This is a genomic window from Oleiharenicola lentus (assembly GCF_051660365.1).
Taxonomy (GTDB): domain Bacteria; phylum Verrucomicrobiota; class Verrucomicrobiia; order Opitutales; family Opitutaceae; genus Lacunisphaera; species Lacunisphaera lenta_A.
On the sequence record NZ_JBOZXB010000001.1, the window covers coordinates 702,172 to 727,106 of the forward strand.

A 24,935-nucleotide genomic window follows, 5' to 3' on the forward strand; every position below is an offset into this window, starting at 1 on the left:
TGGCGAACCGCGTCATTCACGGAATAACAGATAGAGAATCGCTATCACCACTACTGCGGCGAGGACTCCCTTCCAAAACCGACTTTTGCCCGTCAGCAAACCGACGTGGTCAAATAAACGCGCCCGTTCGTTGGCGGACTGTAAATCGAACGATTGATAATCTGCCGTTTGTACGGACAGAGGCAATTGGTTGTGCGCCATGCCCCAACGCAGCGGCACGATCCTTTTTCCTAAACGCAACGCTTCGTTAATTTCGCGCTTTACCGATTCGGAAGCGCACGCCGCAGGCGTCGCCACCAGAATAAAGAGTTCGGATTCCGAGATCGCGGTGAGAATGGTGCGCCAGCCGGATTCCCCAGGCGCAATCCCTTCAGGGGCGATAAATACTTGATCACCGAAGTGACCCAAAGCGATGCGCAACGGGTTAACAATGGCGCGATCGGCGGTAGCGTGACTGATGAATAATTTAGGCATGGATGGAGGGTTGAATGAATAACAGGAAATAGCGTTTCGAGCTGAGGGTGATAACGTGACTAGGAAACGGCCTCCTTAGCGGGTGCCGGCATTTGCGTTCCCGTCGCGGGTGAGGCCGGGGCGAGATCCTGGACCCGCGCCGAGCGAGACTTCTCAATGCCCCAAGTCGTTTGTGCGACTTCTTCTATTTTAGTCAGGAACTTGTCGACATTGAGACCGGCAATGAAGGCGAGGACATAAAAGCCGAGGTGGTTGCTTTCCGCCCGCGGTGCTGAATCCAGCACCAACAGGCCGGCCTTGAGGAGTAAGTAGCTAACGGCCCCACAGACGAGACTCACGATCGGCCGCGTAAAATACCACAACATCCAACGCTCGTTCCACCCCGCACCGGCGCAGGTGTTAACGTACAGTCCGCGAAGGCAGTAAACGATTCCCCCAATACCCGCGGTGAGCAGGCACAGGCAGCCCACTTCAAACGGGATCAGCCATGGTGGGATTTGACCGGAAAAAACCAGCGTGACGCCCCAGGTTTCGAGGGCGAGACAGGCAAGGAGGAAAAAATATACGCGTTTCATAGGCTGGGCAGAGGCAGGTGGATCTTGGTGAGATACAGTTTATCTTCATCGGTGGGTTGGAGTACAAAGCTCACGTCGTCCGCCGCGACGATCATCATCAGGGTGGGCAGAGCATCCGCGCGGGTGTTCGGTGCGCACATCGCGACCGCGATCACGTCCTGCGCACTGGGCGACGAGTCACATCCCTCGGGATGGCTGTGCCATTCCCCGAGATAAGTCAGGTTGCCAAGTGTACGTTTCCCAAGACGAGCGACTTCGGCGGACAGTCCGTTGCTCCCACGACTGAAACTAGTCGGCCAGACCATGCTGTCCGAGGGCGCGGGCATTAGGCCGACCACCGCAATCGATCGATGTGTGCGATCGACTAGGCCCATCAGCACACCGCCAGTCTCATTAGGCAGGTTTTCGCCACGCAAGGCCGCAAGCCGGATGACAACCTCCGGATGCAGCAAGATTTGCCAACCCGCGGAAGTGACCGCGTAAGGGCTTGCCATCGGAACGGAAACTACGGTGGTCGCGCCCGTGTCGCGTGACCATCGATAAACGACCACGGCAGCTTGCCGCGCAGCGGACGCCTTGCGGATCGCATGCGAAAGCTGCGCGGCGTGCAACGCCACCCCGTCCTGCGGCACAACGGTGCTGATCTCACGGCAACCGTTGCCATAACGATGGGCCACCGCCCCGGCATCGTCAAAATGCCCACGCAAGTGCGGGTCGTACGCCACTGCCCGGTAATACAAAGCTTCTAACCAGAAAAGATTCTGGTGTCGCTCCGTGTCCTCGATCAGCAACACCGATTCATCACCCCGTTGATTGAGAAAAACCGATGCCCGACGGGCATTGGTTTGCTCGTCAACCGCGAGTCGGCGTTCCACGGTGACGGAGGCCGAAAAATCGAGAATCAATTCAGCGCTCTTGAGTGCCATCGAAAGCTTTCCCGCCTCAGTCCCCGCAGACAGGTAGTTGCACACCAAGTGGCCAGGTTCTGGTCGATCCGGAAAGACTGCCGCCATCGTCTTGGCCAATACCGCGGCTTTCGGAAGGCCGACCGCCTCGGAACTAAACAAGTGGCGGGCCGGATTGTGCGCTTCGTAGTGGTCATCGTCGACAATGGTCCATTCGCCAAATCCGCCCCGCCACAAATTATTGCTCACTTGCGAACCAAGCGCTCCGGCCCCAATCGAGACGATTTTAAGGGAGGAAGACCGATGGCCATTCATGGCCGCGGCCGACTCGGGGTTCAGGTGCCAGCGTACCGAAAGCGGTAGGATTTGCACCGTCTTCAGTCGGCTTGGATCCATGAACAATTCCTTTGTTTTGGGCACGTAAAGGGCTCCCTCCTTCACCTGAACGGTTTCGGTGGCAAACACCTCTGCGAGCGTTTTGCCGACAAAAAACGCCCGATGTTCGACAGTTTCCACGGGGCCGCCGGGTTGGCGGGTCTTCGGCAGCTCCAAGACCAGCAAGAGTGGCTGCTCGGGCAGCGCCTTTACCTCATCACGAATTTTTTCAAGTTGAGTCGCAATAGCCTGGACTAACGACCCTCCCATTCCAGCCAGGAGCGATTCGAGGTCACCGAGTGTCAGCGGTAAACGGTGCATAAGTCCGTGGTGAACCGTCGGCGCCTGGACAATCACCACGGGGAATGGCTTCACGTCTGCGGCCAGTCCTTCCGGCCGCTCCCGGCGGGCAACCAAAAATTCCCGGCGGCGAGCCAGAATGAAAAGCCGCTCGAGACGGCAACGTACTCCCGGCGCAAAGGGAATCGCCGGCAGCACGATATTCAACGGACTATGCTGCAAGACCGGTTCGAGGGGTTGGTCATCCGGATGCAGGGTTCCATCCGCGGTCCCCGAAAACCAACGACGAACCCTTTCAACAAACGACCGCGGCGACCAGTTGGTGCGTTCTTCGGACCAAGGACGTTCGTACAGGCAGAGTTGTCGCGGATAAGGCGATTCACCCGCCATAGTATGGGGCAGCGCGGGCAAAGTTTTGCGTAACGCATAAACGCGCGGGATGCTATCGTCGTCCGGCATCCGGATTTCGACGCGTTCAGTTTTGTTGATCTTGTACAAAGGGCGTTGGGGCAGATCGACATCCACCTCGATGACAAAAATTTCATCCGCCCCTTTCCGAGAGCCGGAGATCATCCGCGCGCGGACAGCCGTGCGCGGATGATCGAAATAACGCGAGAGAGCGTTGGCTTTCATGCGCTGAGTCAGCCGACACGGGGAGCCGCCGCACCCACCAACACCCCCGAACCAATTCCGGCGGCCGTTTCGAGGCTGGCACCGGCGGCCGTAACCTTGATGACCATCCGCGCCGGGGAAACCCGGTTGGGATGCTCCATGGTCACTTTAAACTTCCCGGCTTTCGCAGTGAGATTGGTGAGGTAGCAATTCTTGGCCTGAAAATGCGGCGGATGCTTGTCCTCGACGGCATCGATAGGCTTGCTGGTCGAAATGACGATCGCCCCGCGCTGGCCTTGGTCGAGCAGCCATTGCACTTCCGAGGTAGGCTTGGTTTCGGTGGTTCCTTTCTCGGGCGAAAGAGTCAGGTAACTGCAATGGTGAGGCAGCTTGTACACGTCCCACGCCAGACGATGGGCATTACCATGCATCCGCGTGATGCGGACAATTTTTGTCCAAATATCCCAAGGCGTGTCCGCGGCCATCAGAAACTTGGTATTGCCTGCGCGGAAGGTCGCTTGGAAAACCAGCGAACGTTCATTGCGATCCAGCACGACGGTGCCGTCGCGCTCGCCAAACGGCGAGTGCACGAAGAACTCGACGCCGTCGGTTTCTTTCGACCAGCCCGGCACCAATCGCCCTGCGTCGGTAATGAGGTGGGCGCGGCTCTCGAGCGAAAGTCCCTCTTTCTCGAGCCAGGCTTTGAGATGGGCTGGTCGAGAAAAGACGCGAATGCCCCAACCCTGCTTCAAACGATGGCGGGCCTCCTGGCGAATAATGCGCGCTTCATCCTCGGCGCCCTCTTCGGTGATGGCTGAGGCCGGCACCCACAGTTCGTCAATTTTCACGCGGCCTTCGCCTTGGTACTTTTCGGCGTGCTCCAGGAAGAAGAATTCGCTGGCCCCGCAGATGTGGTCGTCATCGAGGTGGGTAAACGCCACGGTCTCGATGTGATCGCGCAACGGATAGTTAATGTCTTCTTTAATATCCTCGGCCAGATTGCAGCGTCGGTCGTCAGGGTCGTCCGGGTTACGCTTGGCGGCGTAGTCGCAAAGCATGTATTTATGGTCGAGGGTGAGCAGACAGGTGTCGGCATTACCCAATGGATAAACAGTGATCTTATTCATGATGGTCTAACGGATGCGCAGGCGGCAAACGCGCCCCTGGCATGGGGCAATCGAGAGAAATTAGGCGCCGGTGCTCACCGATTGCGAAGCGGCAGCGGACGGAAATCGAAAGGTGACGTGGAACCCACGCTCGCCCAGGCCGGTCAACTTCTCGCTTGATTACGATTCGCTGAACCGGCTCAAACAATGTGAGCCGAAAGTCGCAAGGGCGTTAGCGCGCTCTTCCGACGTAAAGTAAGCTGTCAACAGAAAGGCCCCTATAATCGGCGACGATTGTAGGGGCTCTTCTTTTCCCGCGCCAGAGAATGGCCGGCAAGAATCTGCAGGTCGGTCAGGTCAGGACCGCGCAGCAGGCTACATAAAGCTGTAGTTCGATTCGCCATGTTAAAGTATGATTAATAGACCGAGGAGCGCCCGGATAAAGACGGACAACCTCGGTAAGCACACTTAGCGATAACCCGGAAAATCCCCCAGTCAAGTGGCTTTTTCGTTTTTCCCGAGCGAGATTTTTTCTCACTCACAAATGATGAACCTCGACAATCCCCGTTAAATCGGTAAGCTACCATTAATCCTCAACTATGCTGGTTTCCTTTTCTGTCTCTAATCTATTGTCCTTCAAGGACTCAGTAGATTTCACGACCCGAGCAACCCGAGAAAGGCAGCACGGGCACCGCGTCTTTACGCATCAGCCGAGTGGAACGAAACTGGTTCCGGCGGCGGCTATCCTTGGCGCAAATGCGTCCGGAAAGTCGAATTTCTATCGGGCAATCTTGCTCGTCCGCAAATTGGTTCTCCAGTCTCCGCAATCTCCGGACGAGGCGCTGCCGATAGAGCCGTTCAAGCTCGATGATGGCGAAAGCGAAGGGAAACCCTCCCGTTTCGTCATCGAAATTCTGCCCGCTGATACCATTTACCGTCTCACCATCGCCGTCACCCGTCGCGGAATCATTGAAGAAAAGCTCGAGGAACTCGGCAACCAGCAGGCGACGTTGCTGTACTCCCGCCTGACACTTCGTACCATGCAGGAGTGGGACGTCGAAGGTCTTCAGGACAGGACTAGGGCGAACGATCGCGATTTCATCGGCTTTAAAACCCGGGATACCCTGCCCAATCAACTGTTCCTAGGCGCATTGCGCGGTAAGCAGCTTCCAGTGATCGATCTCATCTGCGGCTGGTTCAGCGAGCAACTCGCCCTCATGCTGCCTGAAACCACCCTGCGCAAACTTGAGTTCAATCTTCCGACCACCACTGGGCTGCTGGAATTTTGCAACGAAACCTTGCGCACGGCGGGAACGGGCGTGGAGGAAGTACAGCTTGAACGGGTAAGCTGGGAGGATTTCCCCGTCCCTGCGGAACTGAAAGAAGAGATTCAGAAAAATTTGGCGGATCGGCAGTCAACTTTTGTCCTCTCCCCTGACGGCCGCCGCTTCTCCATCACCCGCCATCACGGCGAACTCCGCGTCTCGCGCATCCACACCCATCATTTGTCACGCAGCGGTAAAAAGGTGCGGTTCGAGCTGACGAATGAGTCGGAAGGAACGCAGAGGTTCCTCGACCTGTTGCCGGCATTTTTCGAAATGGTCAGGCCGGGCCGGCCGAAAGTTTTTATCATCGATGAACTCGATCGCAGCCTGCACGCCCAACTCGCCAAGCATCTTGTACAAGGCTATCTCAATGCGATGCACGCGGAGGCCCGGAGCCAGCTGATATTCACGACGCATGACGTCACCTTGTTGGATCAGCAACTGCTGCGTCGTGACGAAATCTGGTTCATGGAAAAAAACGCATCGGGTGCCTCCACCATGCGCAGCCTAGCGGAATTCAGCGGCATTCGGTATGACCTCGATATCCGGCGAAGCTACTTGGATGGCAAGTTTGGCGGCGTACCTCATTTCACCGCCCCCGCGTTCCAATCGATGATCACGCCGCGTCTTTTTGGAGGAGGTCCAAGTATCCCTGAACCAAAACCCAACGAGCACGCGCCATTCGCCGAGGCGTTTCCGGCCAATCCTGCCGATGAAATGGTGCTGGCCCTCACCCTCAATCTACTCGATGTCCGCGGAGCGATGAGCCGTTCCGACCTCCTCGACACCTTGATCCTCGCCACTCATCCCGCCATTTCCCGCCCGCTGGCAGGCACCAGACCTACCCGGAAACTGGACGAGATGTTTTCAAGGATCAGCAGTCATATCAATTTAATCGAGCAGACCGGACTGAGATGGACACAGTGCCTGCGTTATTTGGAAAAACGCCGGGCGATCGTGTGCACCATGCACGAGACCGTGCAGATGGTGAGAAAGGGCCCGGAATTCCAAAAGATTTGCGATTCGATTCCGGTCAATTACGTGCCCATGGCACTATTTGCCTTGTCGGTCTTCGACGTAATGAAAGAGAGTAAATGGAGCCGTGGGCCGACGGCGGAAAAATCCTTTGCGAATCGCTCGTTCGAACAACTCCGAACGAGGTACGTCGCGACATAACCCTCCCCAATGTCTTTCCTCGACCAGCTGCCCAAGACCCCAATCAAAAAAACTCCGGATGTCTGGGTCAAGCGGCTGGTGATTTTTGGCCGTTTGCAGCCGAAACCGGATATCATTCGCGACATTCCTCTTCGTCGTGGCTTGAACATCATCTGGGCAGAAGAGCCGGAATCCACCACCGACAAGACCGACATCGCCGGGCATAGCGCCGGCAAAACCACTTTTTGCCGGCTCCTCCGCTACGTGCTCGGGGAGAAAACGTACTCGAACCGCGCGGGCATGCAGGCGATCAAGGCGTCTTTTCCCAATGGCTACGTCGCGGCCGAAATCATGATCGAAGGGGTGCAGTGGGCGGTGCTTCGTCCGCTCGGTGAAAATCGGAACTCTTGGATTTTGCGCGACGGCACCGTCGAGCAGGTCGCCACCCAGAAGGGCGAACCCGCTTACCAGGACTCCTATCCTAGCCAGATCCAGCTGGCGCGCCGCGTCCACGGACTCAGGACCGCCACTGTAGTACGAACTCAGGAGGAGATTAAATGGGGGCACATTCTGGCCTGGTGCGCGCGGGATCAAGAAGCCCGCTTCCAAAATATCTATGAATGGCGCTCGCCCCGCAGCGAATCGGAGTGGCCATCGTTCCGCTTTCCCAAAGCCGATCCCCTGTTCGTTATGCGGGTGGTGCTTGGCCTGTATCTTCCCGATGAACTCGGCACCGAGGAACTGATGGCCGCCAACTTGCGGAAACTGGAGCAGACTGAGGCGAACTATGAATCGTTAAAACGCGAGCCCGAGTTCTGGCGAAATCATTACGATCAACGCGTCCGGGCCACGTTGAAAGCCCGTCTTCCCGAGGACGCCGAGGGCATCAGTGAGACCCCGGTTCTGTCGGGAGATCTCTTGCCCGACTTGAAAAAGTACGTGGAGAAAGCGAAGTTTTTGACCCAAGAAACGCTCAACTCGCTGCATGAAGAAGCGGAGGGTATCCAGCAGAAACTGGATGCCGTCAATGAGCTGATTGCCGCAACTCGTGCCGACGTGAACGAGATCGAAGCGCTTTTCGCCCTAGGTCACAAAGCCGTCGGATCCATTCAGTCCGGTTTAAATCAGGCCTCCCAATTAGACAATCAGACCGAAGAAAACAGAACCAGGCTCTGCCCGTTCGGAGATGTGATCATCGGGGAATGTAGTTACGTCCGGGAACGCCGACGCCAGATTCTGCCCAACGAATTAAGGGACACCCACTCGCTTGAACAAATGGAGGCTGAGCGGGCTAACGCGCAACAACGGCTGTCGCGTCAGAAAAGCGAGCTGCAATCAAAACTTGAGACGGCCGAACGCACGCGCCAGCAGCTCAATGGCGTGCAACGCGGTTTGAGCGAACGCGTGCAGACCCTGACCAATGCAACGCAGCAGCTCGAAAACGACTTCACTCAGCTCACGGAATGGGGGGCGCGCACCCAGGCGCCCGAAAAGTTGACCAAACTCCGCGACGCGGCAGATAAAATCGCCTCACTCAAATCGGTCATTGAGACGGAACGCAACCACCTCAACCAGCTGTTGGCGAATCACGATTCCCACCGGCATCTGCTCAGCAAAATATTCTCTCAGGCAGCCCGACTGGTTCTGCCGACGTCGGCCTACGACGGGCGCGTCAATTTTGAGAATCGGGAACTCAACTTTCAGATCACTCATGGCGGCACCATGAACGGCGAAGCGATGGAGACGCTGGCGGTGTTGCTGGCGGATCTCAGCTGCCTTGTTTTCAATCTCCTGAGCGCTGACTCCCATCTGCCGAGTTTCCTCCTCCATGACAGTCCCCGTGAAGCCGACCTTGCGATCCGGCTTTATCACAATTTCATTAACTTGGTGGCTCGGCTGGAAGTCGATTTGAGCGACGAAACCGGTTGCCCATTCCAGTACATCTTGACGACCACCACGCCTCCTCCTGACGAGGTGAATATCAAGAAATTTGTCGTCTTGCAACTGGACGCCTCGAAGGAAAACGACCTGTTGTTTAGACGTGATCTGTCACGGCCACCCGAAGCAGAGGAGTTGGCTTTGCCGACCAGCTGAGGTTTCCGGGAAATGCAGGTGATCCCATTACGCGCCAAGGGAAATGCGAAGACATTAATTTCTTCCATGTTTCCCCGAGCCGGCCACAAACTTTACCACCTGATCGCGTGGGATTAGCTTATGTCGGATACCGGGCACAGGCCGGAAAATCTTGCGGGCAATCAGGCGGTAGATGGTCGGTCGGCTTATTTTCAACACAGCTTCGATTTCGGGGACAGTGTAAGTCAGGAAATCGTCTATTTCTTCGCGCGGGTGCTTTCTGAGGGTGCGTGCGGCAGAGACGGCCAGAGGCGGTGCTTCTCCCGTGATTCCCACCGCCCATCGTTCGGCGATCAAGCGAGCTTCGACCAGGGAGACTGCTTCGAGGGTGACGTGACGCGCCTCTCCGTTAAAGGAAAATACTCCAGCAAAGCGGATCAGCGGGAGGTGGCTCACTTAAGGTTAATGACTGCGCAACGATGCAAACATGTGCAGCGCGGACGATAGCGTGAGGTGAGCGAAGGGGTGCATCCCGCTACAACTATTTTCAAACCGGCGAATTTCAACCCGCGCTTCGGTATGCGCGGGCGAACCGAAGCGAGCGGATTATCATTAAACTTATAACGAGCGGTTTCTGGCAGTTGTATGCCCGACAATCCATCAGAAGGCAAAGCCATGAAGACGAGACCAGACCACAGGAGCGGGCGCGGCAATCTGCATCAGGCGGATCACCACGCCGGCGTTACCGACTACTGAACGAGCTACGGGTTGAGGTATTTGACGGCCAAGGCTCCGGTCGCGGTAATCTTGATCTCCACATCGTCGTCGCCGGGACGGTCACTCTCACCGTCCTTGCGCTGGTGATCCCATTCGAATGGCCCCTTCTCATGGTCACCCCGATCCGTGCGGAATATCTTTTGGAGCGACACTTTCGCGGCCAGGTAGCGTTGCGCAGCGCTTTTGGTCGGATGTTGGTGTTTGTGACCGGCCGGGAATATGACGTATTCTGGGGAAACCGCTTCGATGAACGGCGTCGAGCTGCCGTTGTCGGCGCCGTGATGCGGCGCTACGATCACATCACTGTCGATGGTCACGGCCTCTGCGTTATCGACCATGAATTTTTCCGCAGCGAGGCAGACATCGTCGGCGTCCTCGATGTGCCGGCCCACCGCGTCGCCGCAGAGCAGCACGGATTTTTTCCCGTAGACCAGACGAACCACGACGCTGCCGGCGTTCCGCTCCTCCCCTTGCGTTTTAATGTCCCAATCCGCCGGCGGCTTGTGAAAGCCACTCACCATGACGGCGGTGGCATCGCCAATGCGGAAGGAAGAACCGGGGACGAGCTCGGTTTGCGACAGGTCGATGTTTTTTGCCCCGTCGTATTTCTCTTCGTCGAGGATCGCTTGATTCGCAGCTTTCCAAGTATCGGTAGTACGACGATAACCCGAATGGATAATGCGTTTGACACGGTAATCATCGAGAATTTCCGGGACCGCACCGAGGTGATCGGCATCGGAGTGCGAAAGCACCAGCAGTTCGATCGTCGAGCCCGATGGAATGATGTCCTGAATGGTATCGAAGGCGGTTTTACCATTGCCGGCATCATAAACCATGTAGCGGGGCTTGCCGTCCTTGGCCGGGGCTTTGACCACCACACATTCTCCGGCGCCGACATCGACTACCCTCACAGTGAGTTCTTGGGCGTAGCCGAGAACCAAAGAAACCGACAAAAGCGGCACGAGTAGCGCCGCGCGTATCCAAGGTGCGAGTGTGTACATAAAAATCGTCTCCCGTTGGCCCGTGCGATGAAACAAGTCGATGCAAGGCCCGCGTACAAGCCTTTTTCAAGACATAGTCCGGCCAACGCACTGATGCAGACCAATGGCGGAAACAGAAACGGAATTTTCGCGGCATCAGGATGGGAAATTGATGCTCGATGTTGGGAGAATTAGAAAAAAAGATAGGATTTTTTCCCCAGATTTTCCACTGTGCTTGGTCAAAATGGTTCTCTACAGGTAGTCGCGCATCACCACGCGTTGCCCATCATGCACGCAACCACTTCCGTTTACCCAATTGTACCATGAAGACGCCGCCTCTTCGCGTCATGCTCAGTGCCGCCTTCGCAGGTTTTTTCCTCATGGGGGTGATCCCCCTCTACGTGCTCTGGCTCGAATTCGACGAGCTCACTACACTTATCGTCAAAACGTGGGCTCATTTTTATTTGTTTCCAGTGCTTTTTGGCTGGGCGATTCTCCCGCTCGCCACACTGCCGGTGATGTACGTTTATCGCAGCGGCCGCTACGGGCGCTTAGCCATGATTTACTCCGCGACGGCCGCCTTCTTGATCGCGCTGATTGCGTTAGTGATGATCGAACTTCCCGGCACTCCCGCCGTGTTCGAAGTTAAACGGAGCACGTTAGACACCAAGTTGAAAACGCGCGCCGGCTCGCGCGCGCTGCCCGTCGCCGCAAGCTCCATTCCCGACGAAATTACCCTAGCCACCCACTTCGTTACCCCGCCAGTCGAGCAGACGCCAACCGCCATCGCCGCTCGGTGGCAATTTGAAAATCATCTTCGGGAAATCGTGGAGCGGGGCAAACATCGTTCTTGGAGCCGGTGGTGCTACATCGGCAACTTCCTGCTGCTCACCACCGTTCTGGTCTTTCTTTTTCTGGTCACGGCGTCCACCGCAGTCGGGCTGCATCGCGAGCAATTTACCAATGCCGAACTCCGGACACCCGCGGCTTGGCTGACGGTCTGCCTGGTGCTGGCCGCGCTTTGGTTCCCGATGCGGATGGCTTGGGAAGGCTTCTCTCCTCAGCTATACGAAGCCCACAGCACCCGACGGGCGAGCCAGGTGATCCTGATCCTTTACGGCGCGGGGATCGCCTCCGTCGCCGGCATGCTCTGGGTGCGGCTCGCGGCCAAGCTCGAAGCCATATTGGGCGTGGTCGCCTTGTTCCCGTTGGGCGCGGAGGCGTTCAAGCCCGGCCTCACGTCCCGGTATTTCCAACGGGATGAGCCCTTCCAAAATTATGCACTGTTGCTCCTACTCTGCATCACGCTGTTTACCCCGATCATCTTCGGGCACGTGCTACCGAAGGCCAAGCTACCCCGACCGCGTCGGTGAACACTTCCACCGCTATGAACAAACCAGAAATGATTCGCTATCTGCTCGACGAAGCCAGCACGCACCTGCGCCACCTGGAGGAACAGCGCTCGCAATTTTGTTCCGTGCTCATGGCGGTCGTCGCGGGAATCCTGGCGTTTGGCGCCAGCGATAGCTCTCCACACCGCGATTTGGTTGGGTATGCCATTGTCGGCTTGGGACTCTTTGGCGTTCTCCTGTCCTGGCGGCAGAATGAAAAAATTAATTACTATAAATCACTCGCAGATTCCTACGTTCAAAAGTTGTTGGCCACCAATTCCGATTGTTCCGATTTAGTGGGGCACCAAAAAGAGGTGCGAAGAGTAAACGCCAGACGCTACCTCTGGATTAACCGGCTCCCTACCGGCTTGTTCTGGTTGCTGCTTCATGTCGCCATTGTGCTTCTCGGCAGCCGTCTGGTTTTATTGGCGCTCGGAACAACGCACTAGCAATCAAGACGACTGCGGCCATGCGTCACAAAGGTTCAATCGTGATTCGGCGAATCTGCGGGCCGGGTTGGATGCGCGCTCGCGGGTACATCGTCCGGAGTTCAGCGACGCGGCCGAGATCGAGTGCCGCGCGTAAGGCACCAAGTTCGGTGCCCTCCACTGCAATCTCCTCTCGCCCCGCGGAAATCGTGAGTGTCTCGGGGTTGCCTTGACGATGCTCCCAGCGGCGGAGTTCTTGGGTCGGATAGGAAATCGCACGGTCTGCTAACACGATGCGGAGAACGAGCGAGGTCTGGCCCGGCGGGACGATTTCACCCCACGGCGGTGGCGGTTCTGGAATCGGCGAATTTTGGCCGGGCGCGAGGTCGAGCGTCATGCGGCAAGCGATTTAAGTAACGGCGCCAGCCGGCGAGCCCAACGTTTGCGCCAAGGGCGGTTCACCGTTTCGTGAGACGGCATGAGTTCGGAGGAAAGTTTCCGATCCGACGCACGCATCATCGCATTTCGGGCCCCTTGCCTGTCAGTGGTGTAAATCCCCTGACTTTCGCGAAAGCGGCTGTTGCTGACGTAGGCTTGTTTGAGGTTGCCGGTCGTGATACCATCCCCGCCCATGATCAGAATTCCGCGGTCAATGGTTTTGCCTTGGGCGGCGTGGGAGGTGGTCGCGTAGCCATGCGTGAATTCCCGAAACCAATCCGGAATCGAACGTCCGTCTTTTAACGTAACCTCACCCTGCGGGCCAAACCCGCTGATTTCGGCGAGGTCACCATTTTTAAGGGCGGCAGCCGGGAGATTGCCACGGAGGAGCAACCGATCGCCGACGGCGATTTCGGTTTCCTTGGCCAGTCCCACATCGAAACCGCTGGTGCGACGCGGATCGATTCGGTGTTCGCGTCCCAATCCATCGCGGACCACGAGTTCGCGCGTCTCCCGACGCACCACCGTCAGCCGGTCGTGCTTGGAAAAACGATCGGTGGCGCGGTGGAAAGTGAGCACGTCGCCGGGCTGGTAAGAGGCGAGCCGACGGCGCTCCTCCCGCGTCCACTTGAGCGAATGCACGGTGGTCACTGCTTTGCCTTGCTTGGCAAGGAGTCCGGCCGCACGGAGTTGCTGGCGGACGGTGCGATTGAAGTCATGGATTTCCGACCAGACTGGGGAAATCGCGAGGCAGGATTTTCCGGCCCGCACCGTACGAACATAGTCAATCGCGGCGGCGGTCAGCATCGCAGTGCCATTGGGGATCTCGTGTACGGCACCGAGTTTTTCGAAACGGTTGAAGGCGCCCAAGGCATCGCCAGCGGCGAGCCGGGCTACGGCTTTACGGTAGGCGGGGGCTCGTTGCCGGCGGATTTCAGTGAGGCGGAAGACTGGCACGCGCGCGTACTCCTGAAGGCAGCGGAGGGCGTCACCAGCCTCTACGGAATAGTGCTGCTTGATATCGCCGACCAAAATGAGTCGATGGTCATTGCGGGCAGCAAGGCGGCAGAGGGCCTGCATTTCGCGGACGGAGATGAGGCTGGCTTCGTCCACGATCAGCACCCGACCGCGGACCTCGCGCTGGAGGGTATCGCTCGCGAGGAGTTTTTGGAGTGTGTCCGCGTCAGCGGATAATTCGTGGCGTAGCACGTCGGTCGCGCCGGACGAAGGCGCGCACCCGAACACCTGACCGCCGCCTTGCTTGATGCCGGCGACAACGGCCTGCAGGCACTTTGTTTTGCCGGTGCCCGCGTCGCCCTGTAAAATCACAACGCTGTTCCGGGTGGCTAAAACTCCAGCGATGGCTTTTTTCTGGTCGTCACCCATTCCGACCAACGCGGGCATTTTTCCGAGGGCCTGGGACGTTTTCGAGGCGTTGGCCCAGCCGGTAAATTCCTGTTCAGCATCAAGCCCTGCGCGCGAGGCGATCTCATGTTCGGCGCGAAGTAATTCTCCTGTCTTTTCGCGAGCGGCGAGCGCTCGTTTTAATTCCGCCACGTGAACCGAACCACGTCCGGCGATGAGCGCCTCCCGCAAAAGCAGCCGATCTTGCACGACGGACCTGCGTTCAAAGACATGTGCCTCGGCGGACAAGAGTGCATCGTCGGGGGTGATGACCCGCGTAGCCTTCCCGCGGTGCGAGGCGCGCGCGATGGTGGCGTGAAGGTCGGCCAACTCGGCGCCTGCTTCATGTTTCCAGCGATCGCTCAACTGGACGGAGGTGATGGCGCTCTTGGCGGCCCGGCTGCTGCCGGTGAGCGCCTGCAATCCATCTTGGGAAGTGATCCCACGGAGCGCGGCCTCCTCGGTAATCTTCCGCCGCCGTTTGCTGAAACGGTCGCGCAAGCTCGCAGGCACACCGGCTACATTGAACCCGAGCAACCGCAGGGAATCCAAGGTGTAGCCGGCGGCCGTCATCCGACGAGCGAGAGCAGCATAACAGACTTCTCGAAAATAACCCTGATGCCGGAAGAACGCCTGCGGCTGGACGCTTTTCCATCGGCCCTCTTCCCGATCGAAAGTCAGGTTCATGAGGCAGAGGTGCGTGTGCAGTTGGGGATCCAACGCCCGGCTGGCATCGTGCGTTACGATGGCCGCGATCAAATTGCCGGTCGTACGGTCTTCATTGGCGCCGTCGCGCCGGACGCGGGTCGCGGTGGTGAGTTCGATTTCGTGGAGGGTTTCGGCGACGGCTTCTTGCCACCAACCCGCGATCCGCGCATCCCCGCCGACGAGGTAGAGCAAGGAGACGTCTTTCGGCGGAGAAATCTGGCCGAAGAAACAGACGCGGCGATGAGCGCCCTTATCGCGGACCATGAGTTTTTCACCGGTCTCCGGGTGAAGGCCGTGGCAAAGATTTTCGAAGTGCTCCAGTTGGCAGCGGCCTTGCAACGCGAGTCGATCGGCGCCGGCACCGAACCAGGTCATTTCCGCTTTGCCGTCTTCAGTCAGGTAATCGCCCACGGCCATGTGCTCGCGGAAATACTCCACGGCACCACTCACCAGAATGCAGGGTTGATCGAATCTTACCATCCGGCCGAATGTTCTCAAAACCCATACAATTTCAAATCAGCCACTGGTATGTGGAGGCGATGCACTTCCTCCGCGCAAAATTCAACCAATGGAATTGGCTCAAGCAGTGCGCAGAAAAAACGAAATCCTGACGGCAAAAGCCGAACTATTACTTATCCCAGTCGGAACACGCCACCCCTAGCGTGCGCTAGGACAGGTCAATGCCACCACCACTTCACCACTACTTCACGACTACTCAAATGCTGCTTAAATGATCGGACTGAGCACGGATGAGCCTCGGTTAAACCTCTCGGCACAGTGCGGAATTAGCTTTAAAATTCGGCAAATCAACCGATTATAACTTAACCAGTTGAAAATGAGCGTGATAAATAAATCACACGACGCATCAAGGAGGTTTTTAATGATTTTAATTAAATGCGTGAAATTTTAATCGAAATTATTTCGAATTAATTCATTTTAATTGAGGCGTCTTAATTAAATTAAATCAGAAAAACCTATTTTTAATTGTTTTAATTAAGTTTAAATGATTTTATGCGGACATGGATCCCGTTGGGAATACTTGGCTGAGACAGAAATTCGAGCTGTCACACTCCCAACTGGAGCATGAATCTTATTTGGGGAGCCGCGCTTTGCTCACCCATAAAAAAGATGGTCGGAAAACGGAAATCTATGTCCGGCAATACACGCCAAAGCCTTACGATGATCCGCTCGCCCATCTTGAGTTTGGATTAAAATACGACGGAGTCGAGTTAGCGTTTTTGCGCGAGGTGTTTTCACGCCTAGCTCCCGAGCAAGTGGCCGCTTACATTCTTGAAAGTCCCACCGGTAAATATGCCAAACAGATTGGGTTTTTCTACGAACTGCTGACAGGGATCGATCTTCCGATGGACGGGCTAGTCGGAAATTACATTCCCGCCCTCGATCCCACCGACTATGTCACCGCTGAACCCGTGAAAAATCCGCGGTGGCGGGTGGAAAACAACCTCTTGGGAACACCTCGCTTCAGTCCGATCGTCCGTCTCACCGCCGAGGTTAAAGCCGGACTGTCTCGAGATTGGAAGGGTCAGATCGAAGGCATCCTGGCCGACACGCCGCCCGCCCTCCTCCATCGTGCGCTCAGTTATCTTTACGCGAAAGAGACCCGCTCCTCTTACCTGATCGAACGCGAAGAACCAGGCCGCGCGCGCGAAGAACGTTTCATCGCTGCCTTACGGAACGCGGGCAAGGTGCCGATCGAACAAGCCCTCTCGTTAGAGCGATTGGTCGCTTTACAGAACACTATTGTGGATCCCCGGTATGCAGAAAAAAATTACCGGGATCTCCAAAATTACGTCGGGGAAACCTTACCGGGGATGCGGGAACAAATCCACTACATCACTGTGCCGCCTCAGTTGCTGCCCTCACTGATGGAGGGCCTCGCGCAGGCGGGCGTCCGGATGGAATCAGTCCCCGCCTTGGTGCAGGCCGCCGTGCTTGGCTTTCAGTTTGTATTCATCCACCCGTTTGAAGACGGCAACGGACGACTCCACCGGTTCTTATTTCAAGATGTGCTCGCCCGGCGGGGAGTGACCGCCAGTGGGGCCGCTTTACCCATCTCCGCCGCGATTTTGGACAACCTGCACGCTTACGACGACGCGCTGGAAGATTTTTCCCTCCAAAGTATGAAACGGTCGATTTACACCTTCGACGATTCAAAGAAGGTGACTTTGACTAATCCGGAACACGTGGAGCCGCTGTGGCGGTTTCCTGATCTGACTCGCCAAGTCGAATACCTGATCGCCGTGATGGCACGGGCAGTCGAGGTGTTGCCGAAGGAATTGGGATATTTAAGGCACTACGACCGTGCCCGGGCTGAAATTCGCGGGATCGTCGATCTCCCAGACCAGCGCCTGAATTCTTTGATGAAATGGCTCGATGCCGGCCAAGGGAAACTATCGAACAACAAGCGGAAGCAGTTTGCTGAACTCACGGACGAAGAAATTAGACAGATCGAGGAAGCCTACGAGGATGGCTTTGCCGAAGACTGAGAACGATCCCTGGTCAGTAGCGCTCCCGTGAGGAAACCTCGCGCCGGTCGATGCGAGATGGTTCGTGCCTTCTGCCCGCACATACCAGTGAGCCAGTTGCCTAAAACCCATACATAATTAAGATCGGTCGGTATGTCAGGACCCACTGAATTACATGCCCGTTTGCTGGCCGATGCCCGAAGCTACGATCCCGCCGTTCATCACCGCGGCCTGCTCGGTCCTTACCGTGACGTGTTGGTGTTATGGCGTGCCAAGTTCATGAGCTACGAGCAGATTGCCGCCGCCCTCACCCGCCACGGCATCAAGGTATCGGCGGCGGGCGTCGGTGCTTACTGTCGGCGCGCGATTACGAAAGTGGAAATCGAACGGATGCGTCAGGAACATCTCAGCGGCAAAACGCCGATTTCGCCTACTCCTAAGATAGCCAGCCCGCAACCACCCGGGGTGGCACAGCGCGGTCCGAAAATTGCCCGCGACGACTATTAACCTATGAGCAAACGGATCATTTTATTCCCTCAAGACAAAGGCGGAATCGGCAAAAGTTTTGTCGCGACCTTGCTGCATGACTACCTCGTCGACGCCAGTCTGCGGGTAAAGGCGTTCGATCTCGACCACGCGAATTCCACGTTTTGCCGGCTGGTGCCGGAGGCGGAATTCATCAACACGGACGTAGATCGCGACCGCCTTGGGGTGTTAGATCGGATTGTGCACGTGCTGCCGGAGGTGGATGTGGTGCTGGTGGACAACCGGGCGTCAGGCGGCAGCAAAGTGCTGGAATACTTGGACGATGCCCAGTTGCCCGAGATGCAGGCGGAACTCGATTGCACTTTGGTGTTCGTGGTCATTGCCACTGACGACAAGGACGCTCATTCGCAAATTGTGGAGTTACTCGATTCGCACGGCGAACGGGTGAAATGGATCGTAGCGAAGAATTTGCGGGGCAGCGAAAGCTTGGAAATTTTTGATCAGAGCAAGGCGCGGAAACGTCTGGAAGCTTTGGAGGCGGCGGAGATTGATATTCCGTGTCTGACCGAGGTCACCCGGAACCGGCTGCAAGCGGCCAATCTCACCGTGGGGCGAGGCCGGAGTGCTGAAAAACTGCACCTACTCGATCGTTCTCGGTGCACGCGCTTCCACGAACAGATGCGCGTGGAATTTTCGAAAACGGGAAAGCTGCTGCTGCCGTGAAAGCTCCCGCTTCCAAGCCGGTGGCGACCGCGGAGGAGTTTCTCGATCCGGCAGCTTTTCCCGATGAACTTTCGTGGGTTCCGGCTCACTATAAACTGCACCCAACGGATCCGGTCTATTTGCTCATCGCCTGGCATTGGCGCCGGGTGAAGCAATCCGAGGATACGTTGGCGGCGGCCATTGTTGAAATGAGGACGATGCTGGACGCGCGGGTGAACAGTCTGGCCCAGACGGCCGAAACGATCAGCGGGGTGAACGAAGGGCTGGCCAGTGTGCAGGCGGCGCTGGAGGAAAAGCCAGCGCAGTGGAGTGAGCAATTGGAAGAGATGTTGGGCAAACCAGTGAGGACGGCACTCGAACGTCTCCACGCCTTTGAAAAGGCGTTAGCACCCGTGGCGCGCAGTTTCGAAACCAGCCAGCGCCGTCAGTCACTCGCGGTGTTCCTGACGGGTCTTACGCTGGGCGTGTTATCGGCGGTCATCGTACTTCTCGCGTGACGATCCGTGCAGTTGCGTTGAGTGCGTTGTGTTTTTTGGGAGCGGCCTGCGTGCGGGGATTTGCTTCCACGGTGCCCAGCTACAGCGTGGTGATCCTTATGGAAACAGTGGGACTGTGGCTCGCCTACGGTGCGATCGCGACAGATGCCCGCACTCAAAAGTCTGTGGTACTCAAACTCTGGGGTCTTGAATGGACGAGAGACGAGGCGTGTTGCCATTTTTTCGTGACGGGGGCGACCGGCACCGGAAAGACGGCCCGCGCGGTGGTGCCAATCGTCCACGGCCTCCGCACAACGTTACCCGAGACCGGGATTCTCGCCGTGGATTCAAAGGGCGCGTTGTGGAAACCGTTGGAGTCAATGGCGCGGGCGTTGGGCCAGGAGGACAGTCTCAGGCTCATCCGGGTGCGGCCAACGCACATCCCTCCTGATAAATGGACGCCCCCGCTCCGCGTAAACTTGCTGGGGGATTCAGCGGTGCCCTGGAGCACCTATGCGAAGATCGTCGTCGATACGGCGACCGCTGCCGGCCAGCGCGGAGGGCAGAGTTTTTTCAAGGAGACGGCCCGCGATGTGATCACGCACGCCATGCGCGCGCTCGAGCTGGCTGGTCTGCCGGTGACCCTCGCAAATGTGCACGATGCGATTTGTATTTCCACCGAGACGGCACTCTTGCTGGAGCGGCTGGGTGCACAGCCGGGCCCAGAGGCGGCGGTGGAGCGGCAGTATTTTAAAGACTTTGCTGAGCAGCCACCGGAGCAGAAAAGCGGGACCGTGTTTACGGTCGCGAACTACCTCCGGCCTTACACGCCGCCGGATATCCGCGAGGTGGTGTGTGCGGTGAATCCGAATTTCACCCTGTCGGAAGTCGATGCGGGGCGGCTGATTTGTTTATCAATTCCGCAGACTTACCAAGTCGAACGGCGCTACCTTAACCTTCTCTGCAAGCAGTTGTTTTTCCTGCATGCGTTTCGCCGTTTCGATCTGGAGCCAACCGAGATGCGGCAGCGCAACGTAATCGTCTTGGTTTTGGATGAAGGCCAGAAAACCACGCTTGTTTCTGAAGATGGTTTTTCCGACCATGCCACCGTCGACGAATTGCGAGAGGCCGGCGTGTGTTTGATTTCCGCAACGCAGACGCCGTTATCCCTGTACGCCTCGTTTGAAACCCCGACCAAGGCGGACGTCTTTATGGCGAACCTCAGGACGCAAATTCATTTTCGCGCTGCCGATGAAAAAGGGGCGAAGATTCTCGCGGAGAAAATGGGGGCGCGCGAAGTTCGCAAGTATTCCGGTGGCGTGAGCAGTGGAAGGATATCCCGAAGCTGGCAGCCGGTCGATGAACCTTGGGTTAAACCCGCGCGATTCCTGGCGTTGGGTGATGGGCGGGCGGTAGTGAGACATCCTCGGACAATTGGCCGTCCTCTCCTGCGCAAATTACCGTTCACATCGTTCACCGTGCCGAACGCGAGCCAGGGCCTGACCCAAACGCGGAAATCGCTATGATTCTCCTTAAGCAGAGCGAAGATTAGAAAATACAAAGGCCGCCTCACCCCTGAGACGGCCTTTTGCCTAACACCAAGCAAACTTACACGTCGAGAAAGACGTCGCCATGTAAGGTTCGTTCAAACTACCGCTCGCGTTCACACAACTGTAACAAAGATGCGTCCAATCGATGTGACATTCAGGCGACACCGCGCTGGGTCGCTTGCGCGAAATTACGCAGAGATTTTCATCGGGGCATGTCTGCGATTTTAATTAAGACCCGAAACCTGCTCGCTCCGAAACGCTCGCTCCGCCGACAGGTGGCGGACTGGGCTCACCTCCACCGACTCCCGGATTCGCGCCAAGTCGGTCAAGTGATGGGGCTCCTGCAGGAAATCGGTCACCGGGCGGACGATGTCGTTCTGCCCCGATTCCTGGCTAACGATGGAAAGGCTCACACCTTAAAACATGGTTAACTTTAACGCATCTTATCCGATGGCGGTTCATCCCCTCTTAACTTCCAACGAAGGGAAATTGATTTATTCGTTGATCGATGCGGCCGATGACGACGGTTTGCTGAGCAAATCATTTCCTCCCTGTAGATCGATGGGGATTTGAGAGAAAATAAAAATGACCGTCCTCGGCTCCAGCCAGCAAATCCGGGCAACCGTCCCCGTCCCAGTCGACAATCGTCGGCGAAGTGCTGTGTCCAGCGAGTTTCCGGCCGTCCACCGGGCCTTGATCTTGAAACAGCCACTCTCCGGGCTGCGTGGAAATATTTCGGAGAAAATTCACGTTCACGCTATTGACCAATAAATCGATTTTGCCGTCGTCATCCCAATCGACGAAGCAGAACGTGCGACGGCCACTCGTCCCGGCTTTCCCGCTGTTGAGTTGGAGCGGGCCGTCTTGCGCGCCCGTCGGCTGGTGGATGTGATTAAAACTGGATGGACCTTTCATGTGGAAGATCCGCTCCCCCGGCAGCAAGATCCTCGCACCGTTACGAACCTCCCGCCGATAAAACGCGAGATACCCTTCTGTATCGACTGTCACCAGATCCGCCAGACCGTCCTGATCCAGATCGATGATGAACGGCGTGCAACGCCAAGGCACCACGAGATCGCCCGGTGCAGGACTCCACCAGTTCCAAGCGGGCTTGAGCGGCGGCCCGTTCCACGCGACCTTTACCGGCTCCGGGAGGGCCAGTTCGGGTGAGGTACGGGTGCCGATATTTCTGAACCAGACGACGGCCCCGGTCATCGTGTTGGCCAGGATGTCAGGCAACCCGTCGCCATCCCAATCAGCAACGCCGAGATTGTTGTAGCCCCACTTCGCCTCGGCGGGCCCCTGGATCGAACCGTTGTACCCGGCGAGAATCCGAATCGGATCACAGCCGGCTTTCAACAGTTCCGGCGCGGCCCAGACCGGCGGATTCCCACCGCGATTTTTGATGAACGCGATCTGCCCTGCGGTATTTCCCGTGATGAGATCGGCCAGGCCGTCTCCGTCCCAGTCCACCGAGACCGGTGTCGTCAACACGCCGAACTTCACCGCATCCGCCTCCTGACGGAAAAATCTCGGCGGTAAAAAAGCGGGCTGACGACTCGCTGGCGGCGGTTCGCGCAGGTTGGCCCGCCGCTCACTCACGATCGCCCGCCCGGTGTTTTCCAGCCATGCCACGGTGCCGTCCTCCTGGCCGACGACCAAATCCGGCTTCCCGTCCTGATTCCAATCGTAAGCCGTCACCACAATCATCGCCAAGGGCAGCGTGAGCGGCCGGCCGGCAAAGACGAGCCGGCGGCCTGGCGCATAACGCGGTTGTTCCCGGGTGCCGATGTTTTCGAAGAACGTCAATCCATCGACAAATTCCCCGCAGATCAGGTCGAGTTTGCCGGTGCCTAGAAAATCCGCAAACACCGGCGACGGCATTCCGTACATGTCGATCGCCCGGCTGTCCGCCTCAAGCCGGAAGGCAGCATCATAAGCAGGCGATTCGTCGGTGCCGCGGTTCAACAGCACATAGACGAAACCGTGCAGCGGGCCATTCGACCACCGCCCGTTGTCATCGTACGCGTTGTCCCAGCCGTAGTCGGTCCAATCGCCCACTCCCACGACGAGATCCAGCACGCCATCGCCATTGTAATCCACATAACTCCATTGGTTGCCGCGCACCCTGCCGCTGGTTTGGTGCACCGCGTCTGCCTTCACGGGCAACGGGACGCGACGATTCAGTCCCTGCGCGAGAAAATCCGGATGCTCAAATCCCGGCGATAGTACCCGCAAACCCTGCTTCGTGTAAGAGGGTGTGACATCGACTTTCCCGTGGCTCAGGCGCACGCCCGGCTTGAAAACCTCGGTGCCGGTCACCATATCGCGCCGGCCGGTATTCTCGAAATAATACGTGCCCTGCGAAGTCGAGCTTGCCGCCACCAAAATCAAATCCGGCAACCCGTCACCATTGCGATCCGCGGGGACAGGCCAGCCCCAAAGCCCGATACCCAGATCGACCGTGAGTTCGGCATCGCGATAACGAATCGCCTCGAATCGGGCCGGAGTCACCCCGGACGCTTCGGCTCCCTCTGCACCCCAGCACCCCGCAATAAACCACAGAAAGATCCAATGATGACGATACCGCGACATGTTATATTCGTCAGTGAATCACTAACCGATCGTTCAGCGTGTCGGGTTTTGCGGCCAGTTGTCGGATCGAAACGGCGCAACCGGCAGACCGGCGGAATTGAAGAGCGAAATCTCCGGGGTGTTTTTCCACGCGTAGCGTACCGCAGCCGGAGCGGGCACGCTGTCCGCGCTGACGATCACGTGATTACCCGTCACCACGGCCGTTGCGGGATAAAAACGCCGGTCTTCGCCAGCCACCTCGAAGCCGGTTGGCGGTTGATGCTGGCTTACCAACGGATCCCCGGGAGCAAACTCAACCCGGATAGCCTTGCCGTCCGGCCTAATGGCCGAGAGTCGCGGACCGGAGGTCGCAACCGTTTCCCGGTCGAGATTGGCCCGCACGAGCGCGGAGAAACGACGCCCTGCCTCTTGTTTGTTTTTGAAATGAATGTCGTCGTCGTCGCCAATATCGATCGTGACGACCATGCCGGTATGCGGGAGTTGCAGCGCCTCGCCCTGTGCTTCACGGAGCCATGCCCGGGTTTCACCGGACGCATCCCCCACGGTCGCGAAGTTTGCCAGCTGGGCGAAATAAAACGGCAGCTCCGGTCGCGCGAAATCATTGCGCCACTGGGTGATCATCGCCCGGAAGAGCTTTCCGTATTCAGCCGGTCGAAATTCGTTCGCCTCTCCCTGAAACCAAAGCACGCCGCGAAACGGAAATCCCACAAGCGGGTGAATCATTCCGTTAAAAAGTCCGCCCGGCTGCAGCCGCGCCGTCTGGTCTTTCCACCGCAACGGCCGGCGGGTCGTGAACGGTTGGCCCGCAGCCTTCGCTTGGGCGGCAGCCCTCTTCCAGGCGTCGATCGCAGCGTTCTGGTTCACGTCGGCCGCCGGAAAATCGTCGAGCACTTTTTGCCAGCGCGCCCACACCGGAGAAAAATCCGGATCGCTTTTGAGCGCGGCTGCACTGGTCCAGGCCTCAATCTGCGTCCCGCCCCACGCGCTGGTCACAATGCCGATCGGCACACCGCGGTGCTGCCATTGGTCGCGAGCAAAAAAATAAGCCACGGCGGAAAACTTCAGCACCGTGTCCGGACGGCAGGTTTGCCAGTCGGCGGCAACGGTTTCCGCCGGAGCATCTGCGGCGGCGCGCGCGATTTTGCAGTGCCGGATAAAAGGATAATCTGCGCCCGCCGCCTCCTTCCGCGGATTCGCGGCGGTCGCCACGGCCCACTCCATGTTGGACTGGCCGGAGCACAGCCAGACATCCCCCACGACGATGTCGCGCAGCTGCACGCGGTTGCGCCCGGTGACTGTCAGCGTCGCTGGGACGGTTGAAGCCGGCAGCGGATCGAGCGTGACCTGCCATCGCCCGTGCGCATCGGCCTTCGTCTCTTTCCTCTGGTTGGAGAATTCCACCTCGATTTTCTCCTGAGGATCCGCGCGGCCCGACACGGGGTGCTGGGTATTGCGCTGCAGTACCATGCCGTCGGCGAAGATCGGTGCCATCGTGACATCCGCGCGGCAAGCCACCCCGAGCAGCGCAATCGCCAGTCCCCAACAGATGCGAAAGAAACGAAGCATGTCAGGAGGGAGACGCGCGGAGGCGGC

19 protein-coding genes are annotated in these 24,935 nt (G+C 57.7%); 9 read left to right on the forward strand and 10 right to left on the reverse strand.

The window, feature by feature from the left end; translation table 11 throughout:
• Positions 1 to 12 precede the first annotated feature (12 nt).
• From ACRRQW_RS02625 to ACRRQW_RS02640, 4 genes are read right to left on the reverse strand one after another with little or no spacing between them, the layout of a single operon-like run.
• A complete protein-coding gene (locus ACRRQW_RS02625) occupies positions 13 to 474 on the reverse strand; it encodes a toll/interleukin-1 receptor domain-containing protein (protein ID WP_438479699.1) in 462 nt (153 codons plus the stop codon).
• 59 nt (positions 475 to 533) lie between these two features.
• Positions 534 to 1,049 (reverse strand): hypothetical protein, encoded by a 516-nt coding sequence (locus ACRRQW_RS02630; protein ID WP_438479700.1) that lies wholly within the window; start codon positions 1,047 to 1,049, stop codon positions 534 to 536.
• Complete coding sequence (locus ACRRQW_RS02635) at positions 1,046 to 3,262, reverse strand: ThiF family adenylyltransferase (RefSeq protein ID WP_438479701.1); 2,217 nt, start codon at positions 3,260 to 3,262, stop codon at positions 1,046 to 1,048. Before ACRRQW_RS02635 ends, ACRRQW_RS02630 begins: the two co-directional genes overlap by 4 nt.
• A gap of 8 nt (positions 3,263 to 3,270) precedes the next feature.
• Positions 3,271 to 4,368 carry a hypothetical protein gene (locus tag ACRRQW_RS02640; RefSeq protein ID WP_438479702.1) on the reverse strand — a complete coding sequence of 366 codons (1,098 nt, stop codon included), beginning with the start codon at positions 4,366 to 4,368 and terminating at the stop codon, positions 3,271 to 3,273.
• Between the two features lie 578 nt (positions 4,369 to 4,946).
• Between ACRRQW_RS02640 and ACRRQW_RS02645 the strand changes: the two genes are divergently transcribed.
• Both ACRRQW_RS02645 and ACRRQW_RS02650 read left to right on the forward strand, forming a co-directional pair.
• Complete coding sequence (locus ACRRQW_RS02645; protein ID WP_438479703.1) at positions 4,947 to 6,848, forward strand: AAA family ATPase; 1,902 nt, start codon at positions 4,947 to 4,949, stop codon at positions 6,846 to 6,848.
• A gap of 9 nt (positions 6,849 to 6,857) precedes the next feature.
• A complete protein-coding gene (locus ACRRQW_RS02650) occupies positions 6,858 to 8,921 on the forward strand; it encodes a coiled-coil domain-containing protein (RefSeq protein ID WP_438479704.1) in 2,064 nt (687 codons plus the stop codon).
• 54 nt (positions 8,922 to 8,975) lie between these two features.
• Here ACRRQW_RS02650 and ACRRQW_RS02655 read toward each other — a convergent pair whose 3' ends face one another.
• Together ACRRQW_RS02655 and ACRRQW_RS02660 are read right to left on the reverse strand one after the other, a co-directional pair.
• Positions 8,976 to 9,356, reverse strand: coding sequence for a helix-turn-helix domain-containing protein (locus ACRRQW_RS02655; RefSeq protein WP_438479705.1), 381 nt, complete (start codon positions 9,354 to 9,356; stop codon positions 8,976 to 8,978).
• 305 nt (positions 9,357 to 9,661) lie between these two features.
• Positions 9,662 to 10,678, reverse strand: coding sequence for a ComEC/Rec2 family competence protein (locus ACRRQW_RS02660; protein WP_438479706.1), 1,017 nt, complete (start codon positions 10,676 to 10,678; stop codon positions 9,662 to 9,664).
• Between the two features lie 302 nt (positions 10,679 to 10,980).
• Here ACRRQW_RS02660 and ACRRQW_RS02665 point away from each other — a divergent pair, with 302 nt between their 5' ends.
• Entirely contained in the window at positions 10,981 to 12,030 is a 1,050-nt protein-coding gene (locus ACRRQW_RS02665) for a hypothetical protein (RefSeq protein WP_438479707.1), read from the forward strand.
• Between the two features lie 14 nt (positions 12,031 to 12,044).
• Complete coding sequence (locus ACRRQW_RS02670; RefSeq protein WP_438479708.1) at positions 12,045 to 12,497, forward strand: hypothetical protein; 453 nt, start codon at positions 12,045 to 12,047, stop codon at positions 12,495 to 12,497.
• A gap of 25 nt (positions 12,498 to 12,522) precedes the next feature.
• Here the strand turns inward: ACRRQW_RS02670 and ACRRQW_RS02675 are convergent, their stop codons facing one another.
• Positions 12,523 to 12,873 carry a hypothetical protein gene (locus ACRRQW_RS02675; protein WP_438479709.1) on the reverse strand — a complete coding sequence of 117 codons (351 nt, stop codon included), beginning with the start codon at positions 12,871 to 12,873 and terminating at the stop codon, positions 12,523 to 12,525.
• Entirely contained in the window at positions 12,870 to 15,476 is a 2,607-nt protein-coding gene (mobF, locus tag ACRRQW_RS02680; protein WP_438479710.1) for a MobF family relaxase, read from the reverse strand. The genes ACRRQW_RS02675 and mobF overlap by 4 nt, the downstream gene beginning before the upstream one ends.
• Positions 15,477 to 16,300: 824 nt before the next feature.
• Between mobF and ACRRQW_RS02685 the strand changes: the two genes are divergently transcribed.
• The 5 genes from ACRRQW_RS02685 (at position 16,301) to ACRRQW_RS02705 (ending at position 20,723) form a co-directional block, all read left to right on the forward strand.
• Entirely contained in the window at positions 16,301 to 17,533 is a 1,233-nt protein-coding gene (locus tag ACRRQW_RS02685) for a Fic family protein (RefSeq protein ID WP_438479711.1), read from the forward strand.
• A gap of 132 nt (positions 17,534 to 17,665) precedes the next feature.
• Positions 17,666 to 18,019 (forward strand): hypothetical protein, encoded by a 354-nt coding sequence (locus ACRRQW_RS02690; protein WP_438479712.1) that lies wholly within the window; start codon positions 17,666 to 17,668, stop codon positions 18,017 to 18,019.
• A 3-nt stretch (positions 18,020 to 18,022) separates the two neighbouring features.
• Positions 18,023 to 18,721, forward strand: a complete 699-nt coding sequence (locus ACRRQW_RS02695; protein ID WP_438479713.1) for a division plane positioning ATPase MipZ — start codon at positions 18,023 to 18,025, stop codon at positions 18,719 to 18,721.
• Positions 18,718 to 19,218: a hypothetical protein gene (locus ACRRQW_RS02700; protein ID WP_438479714.1), complete on the forward strand. Its 501-nt coding sequence runs from the start codon at positions 18,718 to 18,720 to the stop codon at positions 19,216 to 19,218. Before ACRRQW_RS02695 ends, ACRRQW_RS02700 begins: the two co-directional genes overlap by 4 nt.
• A complete protein-coding gene (locus ACRRQW_RS02705) occupies positions 19,215 to 20,723 on the forward strand; it encodes a type IV secretory system conjugative DNA transfer family protein (RefSeq protein ID WP_438479715.1) in 1,509 nt (502 codons plus the stop codon). Before ACRRQW_RS02700 ends, ACRRQW_RS02705 begins: the two co-directional genes overlap by 4 nt.
• Positions 20,724 to 21,287: 564 nt before the next feature.
• On the opposite strand, the gene ACRRQW_RS02710 is transcribed toward ACRRQW_RS02705, so the two are convergent.
• Both ACRRQW_RS02710 and ACRRQW_RS02715 read right to left on the reverse strand, forming a co-directional pair.
• On the reverse strand, positions 21,288 to 23,342 hold the full coding sequence (locus tag ACRRQW_RS02710) for an FG-GAP repeat domain-containing protein (protein ID WP_438479716.1): 2,055 nt from the start codon (positions 23,340 to 23,342) through the stop codon (positions 21,288 to 21,290).
• A 33-nt stretch (positions 23,343 to 23,375) separates the two neighbouring features.
• Positions 23,376 to 24,908 carry a sialate O-acetylesterase gene (locus tag ACRRQW_RS02715; protein WP_438479717.1) on the reverse strand — a complete coding sequence of 511 codons (1,533 nt, stop codon included), beginning with the start codon at positions 24,906 to 24,908 and terminating at the stop codon, positions 23,376 to 23,378.
• Between the last annotated feature and the right edge of the window lie 27 nt (positions 24,909 to 24,935).